Source organism: Marichromatium sp. PS1 (assembly GCF_041155115.1).
GTDB lineage: Bacteria > Pseudomonadota > Gammaproteobacteria > Chromatiales > Chromatiaceae > Marichromatium > Marichromatium gracile.
In genome coordinates, this window is record NZ_BAAFHB010000002.1 from 103,903 (window position 1) to 116,819 (window position 12,917).

General features: G+C 68.4%; 9 protein-coding genes. 5 read left to right on the forward strand and 4 right to left on the reverse strand.

Annotated elements, in window-relative coordinates:
* Positions 1-28: 28 nt before the first annotated feature.
* Positions 29-883: a type VI secretion system protein TssL, long form gene (gene tssL, locus ACAM26_RS01705; RefSeq protein ID WP_369613009.1), complete on the forward strand. Its 855-nt coding sequence runs from the start codon at positions 29-31 to the stop codon at positions 881-883.
* The gene (locus tag ACAM26_RS01710) at positions 880-1,461 is read left to right on the forward strand and encodes a PilZ domain-containing protein (RefSeq protein WP_369613010.1); all 582 of its coding nucleotides are present in this window, start codon (positions 880-882) and stop codon (positions 1,459-1,461) included. Before tssL ends, ACAM26_RS01710 begins: the two co-directional genes overlap by 4 nt.
* A 42-nt stretch (positions 1,462-1,503) precedes the next feature.
* Here the strand turns inward: ACAM26_RS01710 and ACAM26_RS01715 are convergent, their stop codons facing one another.
* The gene (locus ACAM26_RS01715; RefSeq protein WP_123141329.1) at positions 1,504-4,611 is read right to left on the reverse strand and encodes an efflux RND transporter permease subunit; all 3,108 of its coding nucleotides are present in this window, start codon (positions 4,609-4,611) and stop codon (positions 1,504-1,506) included.
* A gap of 90 nt (positions 4,612-4,701) precedes the next feature.
* A complete protein-coding gene (locus ACAM26_RS01720; RefSeq protein WP_369613011.1) occupies positions 4,702-5,877 on the reverse strand; it encodes an efflux RND transporter periplasmic adaptor subunit in 1,176 nt (391 codons plus the stop codon).
* A 139-nt stretch (positions 5,878-6,016) separates the two neighbouring features.
* On the opposite strand from ACAM26_RS01720, the gene ACAM26_RS01725 reads away from it, so the two are divergent.
* The gene (locus ACAM26_RS01725; RefSeq protein WP_062272996.1) at positions 6,017-6,601 is read left to right on the forward strand and encodes a TetR/AcrR family transcriptional regulator; all 585 of its coding nucleotides are present in this window, start codon (positions 6,017-6,019) and stop codon (positions 6,599-6,601) included.
* Between the two features lie 3 nt (positions 6,602-6,604).
* On the opposite strand, the gene ACAM26_RS01730 is transcribed toward ACAM26_RS01725, so the two are convergent.
* Entirely contained in the window at positions 6,605-6,892 is a 288-nt protein-coding gene (locus tag ACAM26_RS01730; RefSeq protein WP_369613012.1) for a hypothetical protein, read from the reverse strand.
* Positions 6,893-6,929: 37 nt separating this feature from the next.
* Complete coding sequence (locus ACAM26_RS01735) at positions 6,930-8,564, reverse strand: methyl-accepting chemotaxis protein (protein WP_369613013.1); 1,635 nt, start codon at positions 8,562-8,564, stop codon at positions 6,930-6,932.
* A 344-nt stretch (positions 8,565-8,908) separates the two neighbouring features.
* Between ACAM26_RS01735 and ACAM26_RS01740 the strand changes: the two genes are divergently transcribed.
* Together ACAM26_RS01740 and ACAM26_RS01745 are read left to right on the forward strand one after the other, a co-directional pair.
* Positions 8,909-10,039 carry a methyl-accepting chemotaxis protein gene (locus tag ACAM26_RS01740; protein WP_369613014.1) on the forward strand — a complete coding sequence of 377 codons (1,131 nt, stop codon included), beginning with the start codon at positions 8,909-8,911 and terminating at the stop codon, positions 10,037-10,039.
* Between the two features lie 259 nt (positions 10,040-10,298).
* On the forward strand, positions 10,299-12,851 hold the full coding sequence (locus tag ACAM26_RS01745) for a methyl-accepting chemotaxis protein (protein WP_369613015.1): 2,553 nt from the start codon (positions 10,299-10,301) through the stop codon (positions 12,849-12,851).
* Positions 12,852-12,917 lie beyond the last annotated feature (66 nt).

The window sequence follows — 12,917 nt, forward strand, 5'->3', positions numbered from 1 at the left end:
GCACAACAGCAAGCGGAGGTAGCGGGCGATGGCCGAGGAATGTGAATGCGAAGAGGTCGAGTGCGAGGCCGGCGCGCCGGCCTGGATGTCGACCTTTGCCGACCTGATGTCGCTGCTGATGGTCTTTTTCGTGCTGTTGCTGTCCTTCTCCGAGATGGATGTCCTCAAGTACAAGCAGATCGCCGGCTCGATGAAGATGGCCTTCGGCGTGCAGCGCATGGTCGAGGCCGACGACATCCCCAAGGGCACCAGCATCATCGCCCAGGAGTTTTCTCCGGCGCAGCCTCAGCCGACGGTGGTCAACGAGGTGCGACAACAGACCGCCGATGACCTCAAGTCGGAACTGCGCATCATCGACCCCGCGATCATCGACGCCCAGAAGAAGGCCGAGGAGGTCGAGAAGGCGCTCGAACTGGAGATCAAGAAAGGGCTGCTGGAGGTCACCACCATCGACGACCAGGTGGTGGTGCGCATCCGCGAGAAGGGTTCCTTCCCCTCGGCCTCGGCGCAGGTCAGCGCCGAGTTCCTCGCCGTGCTGCAGAAGATCGCCGAGGCACTGAGCAAGATCGAGGGCAAGATCCTGGTCGCCGGACACACCGACGACATCCCGATCCAGACCCGCGAGTTCGCCTCCAACTGGGTGCTCTCGGCGGCGCGCGCCGCAGCCGTGGCCCATGCCGTGACCCAGAACGGCTGGATCGACCCGCAGCGCGTGGAGATCCGCGCACATGCCGACAACCACCCGCTCGAATCCAATGACACCGCCGAGGGACGCGCCACCAACCGGCGCGTGGAGATCATCGTGCTCGGCAACCGCAGCACCGAGTTGCTGCTCGAAAGCGCCTTGGGCACGGCCGGTAATGAGGAAACCACCGCACAATGACCATGCACGACCAAGGCGATCTGGAACGACAGGAGCGCGAACGCCGCCGCTTTTTCCGCATCGACGATACCGTCGGCCTGCAGCTCACCCCGATCGCCGCCGCCGACGAGGCGCAGATGATCGCCGAGTTCTCCGAGCGCAGCGCCGATATCGGCCTGCTCAACGAACTCCATGCCATCCGCGACCAAGCGTTACCGCAGCGCCGCAAGCTCGAATACAAGTTCCCGACCGTGGCCGCCTATACCAGGGTGCTCGAGCGTCAGATCGAGATGCTCGCCATCGCCTTCGAGTCACGCCAACAGGGCATCGTCCTGGAGCTGCAACCGGTCAATCTCAGCGCCCAGGGGATGAGTCTCGCGCTCGACCCGCCGCCGGCGCCGGGCAGCCTGCTCGAGATCGAGTTGCAGCTGCTCCCGGAGGGCAACCGCATCCTCACCCTGGGACGGGTGCTCGAACGCGACGAGGGCCCCAGCGCGATCGAGTTCGAGCAGCTGCGCGATGCCGACCGCGAGGCGATCGTGCGTCACATCCATGCCCTGCAGCTGCGCCGACTGCGCCAGGAGAACGGGCTCGACTGAGCCGCGCCGCGCCGGGTCGATGACCGACCCGGCGTCATGCCCTCAGGAGCGCGGCGCGGCGCGTCGGTTCATCCGCCCGCGCACCAGCACGAAGAACAGCGGCACGAACAGCACCCCGAGCAGGGTGCTGGCGACCACGCCGCCGAGCACGCCGGTGCCGATCGCGTGCTGGCTGCCCGAGCCGGCGCCACTGCTCAGCGCCAGCGGCAGCACGCCGAAGCCGAACGCCAGCGAGGTCATCACGATCGGACGGATACGCATCCGCGCCGCCTCGATCGCCGCCTCGATCGCACTCTTGCCCTGCTCCTGCAGGGTGCGGGCGAACTCGACGATGAGGATGGCGTTCTTCGCCGCCAGACCGATGGTGGCGAGCAACCCGACCTGGAAGTAGATATCGCTCGGCAAGCCGCGCCCGGTGGCGGCGAGCACCGCGCCGAGCACCCCGAGCGGCACCGCCAGCATCACCGCGAAGGGCACCGACCAGCTCTCGTAGAGCGCGGCCAGGGCGAGGAACACCACCAGCGCCGAGAGCGCGTAGAGCGCCGGGGCCTGGGCGCCGGCGGCGCGCTCCTCGAAGGAGATCCCGGTCCACTCCATGCCGATGCCCGGCGGCAGCTTGTCGACCAGCGACTCGACCACCGCCATCGCCTCGCCCGAACTGACCCCAGGGGCGGCCTGACCCAGCACCTCGGCCGAGGCCAGGCCGTTGTAGCGCTCCAGGCGCGGCGAGCCATAGGTCCACTCGCCCGCGGCGAATGCCGAGAAGGGCACCATCTCGCCGTGCTCGTTGCGCACGTACCAGGCATCGAGGTCCTCGGGCTGCATGCGGAAGCCGGCATCGGCCTGCATGTAGACCTTCTTCACCCGCCCGGCGTGGACGAAGTCGTCGATATAGGCGCTGCCCCAGGCACTCGACAGGGTGTCGTTGATATCGGCCAGCGACAGCCCGAGCGCCCCGGCCTTGGTGCGATCGACCTCGATCTGGTACTGCGCCTCATCCATCCGACCGTTGGGCCGCACCCCCACCAGCGCGGGGTGCTCGGCGGCCATCGCCAGCAGCTGGCCGCGCGCGGCCATCAGCGCCTCGTGGCCGAGTTCGCCCTGGTCCTGCAGTTGCAGATCCCAGCCGGTGGCGTTACCGAGCTCGATCACCGGCGGCGGCGCGAAGGCGAACACCTGGGCGTCGCGGACCCGCGCGAAGCGCTGCATCGCCCGCCCCGCCAACGCCTTGACCTGCTGATCCGGGCGCGACCGCAGCTCCCAGTCCTTCAGCTGGACGAAGCCGATGGCCATGTTCTGCCCCTGACCGGCGAAGCTGAAGCCGGCGACGGTGATCAGCTGCTCGACCGTCTCCTGCTCATCCTCGAGGAAGTAGTGCTCGACCTCGCGGACCACCTCCAGGGTGCGCTCCTGGCTCGCCCCCGAGGGCAGCACCACCTGCACCACCAGGATGCCCTGATCCTCGTCGGGCAGGAAGGCGGTGGGCATGCGCATGTAGAGCATGGCGAGCACGCCGACCAGCGCCAGATAGAGCCCGAGAAACACCCAGCGTCGGCGGACGATGCCGCCGACGCTGCGGGTATAGCCGCCGACGCTGCGCTCGAAGTTGCGGTTGAACCAACCGAAGAAACCGCGATCCGGGGCGTGATCGGTGCGCTTGAGCAGGGTCGCGGTGAGCGCCGGGCTGAGGGTCAGGGCGACCACCACCGACAGCAGCATGGCCGAGACGATGGTGACCGAGAACTGCCGATAGATCACCCCGGTCGAGCCGCCGAAGAAGGCCATCGGCACGAACACCGCCGAGAGCACCAGGGCGATGCCGATCAGCGCGCTGGTGATCTGGTCCATCGAACGCCGGGTCGCCTCGCGCGGCTCCAGCCCCTCCTCATGCATCACCCGCTCGACGTTCTCCACCACCACGATGGCGTCGTCGACCAGAAGCCCGATGGCCAGCACCATGGCGAACAGGGTCAGGGTGTTGATCGAGTAGCCGAAGGCGGCGAGCACGCCGAAGGTGCCGAGCAGCACCACCGGCACCGCAATCGCCGGGATCAGGGTGGCGCGCAGGTTCTGCAGGAACAGATACATCACCACGAACACCAGCAGCACCGCCTCGAGCAGGGTCTTGATCACCTCGTGGATGGAGATGCGCACGAAGGGCGTGGTGTCGTAGGGGAAGACCGCCTCAACCCCTTCGGGGAAGAAGGCCGCGAGCTCGTCGAGCTTGTGCCTGATCGCGTCGGCCGTCTCCAGCGCGTTGGCGCCGGTGGCCAGACGGATGCCCAGCCCCGAGGCCGGCTGACCGTTGTGGTGCGCGATCTTGCCGTAGGTCTCACCGGCGAGCTCGATGCGGGCGACGTCGCGCAGATGGACGGTGGCGCCATCGCTGGTGGTGCGCAACCGGATGGCGCCGAACGCCTCCGGGGTGCTCAGCCGGTCCTGGACGTTGATGGTGGCGGTGATGCGCTGCCCCGGCAGCGCCGGCTGCGCGCCGAGCTCGCCGGCCGAGATCTGCGCGTTCTCGGCGCGCACCGCAGCGGCCACGTCGGCGGGGGTCAGGCCGTACTGGTTGAGCCGATTGGGGTCGAGCCAGAGGCGCATCGCGTACTGCGAGCCGAAGGCGGTGACCTCGCCCACGCCCTTGACCCGACTGATCGGGTCCTTGATGCGGCTGGCGACGAAGTCGCCGAGATCGGTGCGATCGAGCCGGCCATCACGCGAGACGAAGGCCACCACCATGAGGAAGTTGCGCACCGACTTGGCGACCTGGATGCCCTGCTGCTGCACCCTCTGCGGGAGCATCGGCAACGCCAGCTGCAGCTTGTTCTGCACCTGCATCTGGGCGATATCGGGGTCGATGTCGTTGTCGAAGGTCAGGGTGATCGCGGCGATGCCGGTCGACTCGCTGGTCGCCGACATGTAGCGCAGACCATCGAGCCCGTTCATCTGCTGCTCGATGACCTGGGTGACCGAGTCCTCCAGGGTGCGCGCCGAGGCCCCCGGATAGGTCGCGGTGATGGTGATCGCCGGCGGGGCGATGTTGGGATACTGCGACACCGGCAGCCCCAGGATCGAGAGCACGCCGGCGAGCATGATGACGATGGCGATGACCCAGGCGAACACCGGGCGATCGATGAAGAAACGGGCCATGACGGGCGACCTCTGCTCCAGGATGGACGAATGCGCGAATGCAAGGGCTGACGGCGCCGGGACCGACGCCGTCAGCGGACGGAACGGGGCTTAGTCGCCCGCCGGCGCGGGCGAGTCGATCTCGACGGCGCGCACCTCGGCGCCCGCACGCGCCTTCTGCACGCCCTCGACGATCACCCGATCGCCGTCCTCCAGCCCGGCATCGATCAGCCACTGCCCGTCGATCGCGCGATCGACGGTCAGGGTGCGCTTGACGACCTGCCCGGCGGCATCGACCACCAGCGCCGTCGGCAATCCGCGCCGATCGTGTCGTACCCCCTGCTGGGGCACCAGGATCGCCTGCTCGCGCACCCCCTCCTCGACCAGGGCGCGCACGAACATCCCCGGCAACAACAGATGATCGGGGTTGGGGAAGGTTGCGCGCATGGTCACCGCGCCGGTGCCCGGATCCACCGTCACCTCGGAGAAGGCGAGATGGCCGGCCAGCGGGTACTCCGAGCCATCCTCGAGGATCAACCGCACCCGCGGCTGTTCGCCCTCAGGGCGCGACAGCCGACCATCGTCGAGCGCCTGGCGCAATCTCAGCAGCTGGGCGCTCGACTGAGTGATGTCGACATAGATCGGGTCGAGCTGACGCACCGTGACCAGCGCCAGCGACTGGTTGGCGGTGACCAGGGCGCCCTGGGTCACCACCGAACGACCGACCCGGCCATCGATCGGCGAGGTCACCCTGGTATAGGCGAGGTTGATACGGGCGGTGGCGAGCGCCGCCTCGTCGACCGCGACGGTGGCGATCGCCTCCTTGAGCGCGGCCTGGGCGTCGTCGTGATCCTCCTGGCTGACGGCATCGGCGGTCAGCAGGTCGGCATAACGCGCGGCCTTGAGCCGGGCGCGCTCGAGCGAGGCGCGCGAGCGCGCGAGCGCCGCCTCGGCGCTGTCGTAGGCGGCCTGATAGAGCGCGGCGTCGAGCTGGTAGAGCACCTGCCCGGCGGTAACGTCACCGCCCTCCTCGAACAGCCGCGCCTCGATGATGCCGCCGACCTGCGGGCGCACCTCGGCGATGCGATAGGGACTGGTGCGTCCCGGCAGCTCGGTGACCAGGGTGGTGGGACGCGCCGCGATCGTCACCACGCCGACCTCGGGGGGGGCGCCAGTGGCGCCGGGTGCCCCGCCCGGGGCACCGGCGGGACCGCACCCGGTCAGCGACAGGGCGAGTGCGAAGGGGTACAGGAGCACCGGAGCCAGACGGCGACCGTCGAGTGTCATGACAACCTCGGGAGGAAGTGGATTGAACGTTCATTCTAGAATGAGCGTTCAATCTAGTCAGCCGTCCGGCCGACGTCAAGCGTAGAATGCGCCGAGACATTCCCGACACCAGCCGACCGATAGAGGGGAGGAGAGGACGATGCCGCAACCAACGGCGACACCCGAGCCACGCTGCGAGGCCAGACGCAGACAGATCCTCGCGGCCGCCGCCGTCTGCTTCGCCCGCGAAGGCTTCCACGGCGCCAGCATCGCCAAGATCTCCAGGGCCGCGGAGATGAGCCCTGGGCACATCTATCACTTCTTCGAGAACAAGGAGGCGATCATCGCCGCGCTGGTCGAGCACAAGCTCGAACAGTCATTGAGCATGGTGCAGCAGTTCGAGCGCGCCGAGGACGTGCATCAGGCGATGCAGGAGCGCGTCGACACCGGCGTCAACGAGCGCACCGACCTCGACCATGCTGCGCTGGAGCTGGAGATCCTCGCCGAGGCCGCGCGCAACCCGCGGGTCGCGGCGATCGTACAGGCGGCCGACGCGGCCAAGCGCGAGCGGCTCTGTCGGCTGCTGGCAAGCGCCCGGGGGACGCCGCGCGGCGACGAGGCGGCGGCCACCGAGATCATCATGGCGCTGTTCGACGGGCTGGCCTCGCGTGCGATCAGCAACCCCACACTCGATCGCGCCGCCCTGCTCGCCCCGCTGCAGGCGGCGCTGCGCGTGCTCAGCTGAGCGTCACCAGGGGTTGATCCGCCGCTCCGCGCCGCGCCATGCCGGATCGGGCGAGCGCGGGCGATACTCCCGCACCACCAGAGCACGTCCGCCGAGACAGCGTCCGTGCAACCGCGCGATCAGTGCCTCACCCTCGACGCGCGAGGCGGTCCGGGCGACGAAGAAGTGATAGCGACGCCGTCCACGGTCCTCGCCGACATGGCGCCGGAAATCGGCGCGCAGCCCGACCGCGCCGACACAGCCATGCAGCTCCTGCAGGGTCGCGCGCCCCGGCAGGTTGCCGATGAACACCTCTATCCACCCTCCCCGCCCGGCGTCGTGCGCGGGCTCAGGTCTTGAATCGGGTTGCCTCCGCCTGCAGCTCCTCGGCCAGCCGCTCGAGCTGCTGACCGGCGTGCTCCAGCTCGGTCATGTTCTCGCTGGACCTGTGGTTGGCATCGCTGATCGCCACCACGCCCTGGTTGATCTCGTTGGCCACCGCGGTCTGCTCCTCGGCGGCGGTGGCGATGCGATTCATCATCTCCGAGATCCCGTCGACCGCGCCGGTGATCGCCTCGAGCGACTCGCCGGCGCGCCCGACCCGTTCGACCGACAGTGCCGCCGCCTCCTGACTCTGCCCCATCTCCTGCGCGGCCTGCTGCGAGCTCTGCTGCAGTCGCGCCACCATCGCCTCGATCTCGCGCGCCGAGGACTGGGTGCGACTGGCGAGGGTGCGCACCTCGTCGGCGACCACCGCGAAGCCGCGCCCGGCCTCGCCGGCACGCGCCGCCTCGATCGCGGCGTTGAGCGCGAGCAGATTGGTCTGCTCGGTGATGCTCTGGATGACGTCGAGCACCTTGCCGATGTCCTGGGCGTCGTTCTCGAGCGAGTGCAGCACCCCGGCGGCGGTCTCGATGCGCGCGGCCAGACCGGTGATCGCCTCCACCGTCTCGTGCGCCTGGGTACGCCCCTGATCGGAGAGCGACTTGGCCCCCTGCGCCGAGTCGGCGGCGCTGGCGGTGTTGCGCGCGACCTCCTCGGCCGAGGCGGTCATCTCCTGCATCGCGGTGGCCACGTGCTCGGACTCGACATTCTGCTGCGCCGCCCCCTCGCGGGCCTCGACCAGACTGCCCGACATCTGGGTGGCGGCCGACGAGAGACTGATCGCCGACCCGCCGAGACGCTCGACCAGCTCGCGGAAGTGCTCGAGCATCTGCGCGAAGGCATGGGCGATCTGACCGATCTCGTTGTCGGTGCGCAGATCGATGGCGACCGAGAGATCGGAGTGCTCGGCGATATGCACCATGGTCGCGCGCAGCTGGCCGAGCTGGCTGGTGATCGAGCGATAGGTGACCCAGCCGAGCACCACCAGCACCAGGGTGGTCAGCGCCGCCAGACCGATGAACAGCAGTCGCGAGTTGGCATAAAGCGTATTGGCGCGCTCTCGCTCCTCGCCGGCGACCGCGAGCTGCAGCTCGACGAGTTCGGTGATCTTGGCGCTGATCGGGTCGATCTGTTCGTAGAGCGGGCCGTCGAAGGCATCGAGCCGGCCGGCGACCACGCCGCGCATCCCGCCCAGCTCACGCTCGAGCGCGCCGATGGCGCGATCGGCCACGGTGAACAGCGACCTCGCCTCGGCCACCAGCCGCTGCTCCTCCTCGGTCAGCTCGGTCTGCAGATAGGCCGTCCAGTTGCCCTCGATCTCGGCGCGCGCCTCGCGGATGCTGGCGAGCGCCTGCTCGGCGGTGAAACGCCCGGCATTGGCCTTGTTGACGGCGTCGATGACGAACACCGCATAGTCGTCGGCGATGTCCTTGAGCCCCTGCAGGGGAACCACCCGATCCTGGTAGATACGGTCGATCCCGCCATTGACGCGCTGCAGCAAGGTCGTCGCCCCCCAGGTCAAGACCACCATGGCAACGATGGGAATCAGCGCCAGGACCGCGAGCTTGGTGCTCACCTTCGCGTTGTCGATCAGTTTCATGAGAAAGGCTTCCAGCTAGACAGGCCCCGAGCGGGAACGGCTGGGGCGACTCCCGCGCACCAGTCAGCATCCAGCTGGACCAGATGACAACGACCACGACGGTCGGTGACCTTTCCGTCGCGTCCCGGCGGATCCCCGGCCCGAGTACGCGACGGCCAAAAAACCATATAGAATCCGGGGCGTAATTGCGTTTTCGCAATCAATCCCCGCCGCGCCCCAAACACCAGACGTGGTCGAAAACACCGACACATCGAGCCGGAATGCGCTCGCCGACGGGCATCGACCACAGCTCCAGGCCCCGCGGCCGCCGCTTCAATCATAGCAACGAGACCACCGGAGGCAGGATGTTCGTCGCCAAATCCACCCACCAGCGCATGGTCCAGCAACTGCGCGAGGAGCATGCGGCGCTGCAGGCCGAGAACAGCAGGCTGCGCGAAGAGCTCGAACAGACCCGCGCGGCGCTCGCCGAGGCCCGCGACGCGAGCATTCGCGAGGACCAGCTCAATACCCTGATGGCCAGCCAGAACACCCATACCCGCGCCAGCCTGCAGGACATCCAGGGCAATCTCGCCGGTTCGGTCGAGGACGCCAAGCGCACCCTGAGGACGGTGACCGGCGTCACCGACGAGTTCACCGGTGTCGCCGACGAGCTGGTGAGCATCTCCGGCTTCCTCGCCAGCCTCGCCGGGACCGCCGGCGAGGCCAATCAGGTCGTCGGCCGGCTCTCGACCCATGCTGCGAGCATCAACGCCGTGCTCGGTCTGATCCGCACCATCTCCGAGCAGACCAACCTGCTCGCGCTCAACGCCGCGATCGAGGCGGCGCGCGCCGGCGAGGCCGGGCGCGGCTTCGCGGTGGTCGCCGACGAGGTGCGCGCGCTCGCCGACAAGACCCGCGCGGCGATCACCGAGACCCATGACGACATCCAGGAGATGATCGAGGCGGTCGGCAGCGTCGAGCGGATCTCCACCACCCTGGTCGACGGCGTGCGCGAGGTCGATGGCAAGGTCGGCGGCTTCAAGCACCGTCTCGATCGCCTGCACGGCGAGGTCGACACCGCCTTCGGTGACGTTCGTCGGGTCTCCGACAGCGTCTTCATGAGCCTCGCCAAGCTCGATCACGTGCTTTGGAAGGTCAACACCTATGCCTCGGTCGCCGCGCGTGCCCCGGCCTTCGACTTCGTCGACCATCACCACTGCCGTCTCGGCCAATGGTACGAGCACGGCGACGGCGAGGCCTTCTTTTCCGCCGCCGCACACTACCGCGATCTCGAGCCGCCGCACGCGCGCGTACACCAGGCCACCGGCCAGATCTTCGAGCTGCTCGCCCAGACGCCGCTCGACTATGCCGCGCTACGCGCCGCGCTCGAGGAGATGGAGGACGACAGCCGTCAGGTGTTTCTCATCCTCGACAGCATTCGCGCCGACATCGAACACCAAACGCCCACGGCCACCATCGATCGGAGCGCCGCCTGAGCCGGTCGACATGAACTGGCTCACAGCAGGCCGCGCCCGACCCTCGGCGTCCGCGCATGCTCCATTGGATCTGCGGGCGATCACCCCAACTACCCGAACAGCAAGCCGTTACCGGTCACCATCCAGGCGAGCACACTCAAGACTGTGCTCGTCGACCATCAATAACTGCCGCGAACGGTCCGCACACCCAAGCCAGGCGTGGCGACCCTTGTGTATGTCCCGCGCCGATCCGGTATAGGCAAAGCACAGGGGGACAGGCATGACGTTGCTCAACAGGCACTCGATCGGTTTCAGGATCGCACTGTGGTCGGGTTCGATCCTGGTGATACTCGGGTTCGGGATCACCCTCTATGCACTCTCGCAGATGAACTCGATGGCCGAGGCGCAGCGTGAGGCCGCGCTCGAGAGCGCGCGCACGCTGATCGTCAATGCCACCCAGGAACAGGCCGCGACCATCGAGGCCGACACCGAAGAGCCGCTGGGCGTCGCCCGCACCCTCGCCCAGGCGCTCGGGGTGGCCGCACGCAAGGACGCCGCAGAGATGACCGCCGCCGACTGGAAACGGCTGAGCGAACGCTATCGCGAGATCGAGGCGACCACCGCGATCGCGCGCGCCACCATCGCCGACTATGTCGCCGCCGCGCGGCGTGGCGAACTCACCCGCGCCGAGGCCCAGCAACAGGCCATCGCCGCGATCCGCCGGATGCACTCCGACGAGGGCGACTACATCTGGATCCAGGACCGTTCCAGCCCCTATCCGCGGATGGTGATGGACCCCAATGCACCCGCACTCGACGGTCGCGTGCTCGACGACCCGAGCTACGACACCGCCATGGATGTCGGCAAGAACCTGTTCGTCGCCATCGACGAGCAGGTCGCCGACGACGGCGAGGGCCACATCCATTACGACTGGACCCCGCCGGGCGAGGACACCGCCCGGCCCAAGCTCGCCTTCGCGCGCCTGGTGCCCGAGTGGGGCTGGGTGGTCGTCTCCTCGCTGTGGCTCGACGAGATGGCCTTCTTCTCGCGCAGCGACGTCAACCAGATGCTGCGCGCGGTGCTCCTCGAGCACCCCGACTTCCTCGGCGTCTACACCGCCTGGGAGCCCGACGCCTTCGACGGCGCCGACGCCCGCTATGCCGACACCCCCAAGCATGACGCCAGCGGTCGCTTCATCCCCTATTGGAGCATCGATGCCTCCGGTAGCGCACAGGTCGAGGCCCAGGTCGACTACGAGACCCCGGGCAAGGGTGATTTCTACCTGATCCCCCGCCAGACCCGTCAGGAGCAGGTCATCGACCCCTATCTCTACCCGGTGCAGGGCGAGGAGCGGCTGATCACCTCGATGGTGGTCCCGGTCCTGCAAGGCGGGGTGTTTCTCGGCATCGTCGGTGTCGACCTCGAACTCAGCCACTTCCAGCGCCTCGCCGAGGAGACCGCCGCGGGTCTCTACGACGGCCGCGCCAAGGTCGCGCTGGTGGCCAACGACGGCACCATCATCGGTTCGAGCCGTCGCCCCGACATGGTCGGCAAGCCGCTCGCCGATCTCACCGACGATGCCACGCGTATCGTCACCACCCTGCAGCGTGGCGAGCCGCTGCTGATCGAGAACGCCGACGAGGTGTTCGCCTTCACCCCGATCCAGCTCGGCGTCAACGACCGCCCCTGGGGCATCGGCGTCTCGGTACCGCTCGAGGCGATCACCGAGACGGCCGATCGCGCCGCCGCTGCCGCGCAACGCTCGGCGATGGTGATGGTCACGGTCTCGGTGGCAAGCATCATCGTCGGCATCGTGCTGATGCTGCTGGTCACCCGCGCCATCGTGCGCCGCATCCAGGGGCTCACCGGGATGATGCGCGACGTCGCCGAGGGCGAGGGCGACCTCACCCGCACCATCGAGATCCACGGCAAGGACGAGCTGGCCGAGTTGGCCGCCGCCTTCAACCTGTTCCAGAGCAAGCTGCGCGACCTCATCGCCGAGGTCGCCGGCGGCAATCAGCAACTGGCCGCCGCCGCCGAGGAGCTCTCCGCCACCAGCCAGCAGACCGACGACCAGGTCCGGCGTCAGCAGGCCGAACTCGAACAGGTCGCCACGGCGATGAACGAGATGACCGCCACCGTCGCCGAGGTCGCGCGCAACGCCACCGAGGCGGCCGCCGCGACCCTGCAGACCGACCAGGACGCCAGTGCCGGGAGTCAGGTGGTGGCCAGCTCGATCGCCTCGATCGAGGTGCTCTCGCAGCGCGTCGAGGGCGCCACCGAGGTCATCGCCCGACTCTCCGAGGACTCGGCCGAGATCGGCAAGGTGCTCGACGTCATCCGCGCCATCGCCGACCAGACCAACCTGCTCGCGCTCAACGCCGCGATCGAGGCGGCGCGCGCCGGCGAGCAGGGGCGCGGCTTCGCGGTGGTCGCCGACGAGGTCCGTACCCTGGCCAGCCGCACCCAGGCCTCGACCACCGAGATCCAGCAGATGATCGAGCGCCTGCAGTCGGGCACCAGCCAGGCGGTGGCGGCGATGGAGGAGAGCCGGACCCAGGCCCAGGAGAGCGTCGCCATGGCCGGCGAGGCCGGCAGCTCGCTCGAGCAGATCACCCGCTCGGTGAGCACCATCAAGGACATGAACAGCCAGATCGCCAGTGCCGCCGAGGAACAGGCCGCCGTCTCCCAGGAGGTCGACCGCAATCTCATCAACACCACCCAGGCGATCGAGGGGGTGAGCGCCGGCGCCACCCAGATCAAGCACGCCGCCGGAGAACTGGCCGAGCTCGCCGCCGGTCAGCAGGAACGCGTCGGTCGCTTCAAGGTCTGACCGCCAAGATACCGTCTTGCCCGTCAATCGCCGATCATGCACACCAGCCTCCCCGACTGGAGGCTG

Excerpts from the sequence above, each read along its gene's own strand:
- tssL (WP_369613009.1), top strand. The coding sequence starts at position 29 with ATGGCCGAGGAATGTGAATGCGAAGAGGTCGAGTGCGAGGCCGGCGCG.
- ACAM26_RS01710 (WP_369613010.1), top strand. The coding sequence starts at position 880 with ATGACCATGCACGACCAAGGCGATCTGGAACGACAGGAGCGCGAACGC.
- ACAM26_RS01715 (WP_123141329.1), bottom strand. The coding sequence starts at position 4,611 with ATGGCCCGTTTCTTCATCGATCGCCCGGTGTTCGCCTGGGTCATCGCC.
- ACAM26_RS01720 (WP_369613011.1), bottom strand. The coding sequence starts at position 5,877 with ATGACACTCGACGGTCGCCGTCTGGCTCCGGTGCTCCTGTACCCCTTC.
- ACAM26_RS01725 (WP_062272996.1), top strand. The coding sequence starts at position 6,017 with ATGCCGCAACCAACGGCGACACCCGAGCCACGCTGCGAGGCCAGACGC.
- ACAM26_RS01735 (WP_369613013.1), bottom strand. The coding sequence starts at position 8,564 with ATGAAACTGATCGACAACGCGAAGGTGAGCACCAAGCTCGCGGTCCTG.
- ACAM26_RS01740 (WP_369613014.1), top strand. The coding sequence starts at position 8,909 with ATGTTCGTCGCCAAATCCACCCACCAGCGCATGGTCCAGCAACTGCGC.
- ACAM26_RS01745 (WP_369613015.1), top strand. The coding sequence starts at position 10,299 with ATGACGTTGCTCAACAGGCACTCGATCGGTTTCAGGATCGCACTGTGG.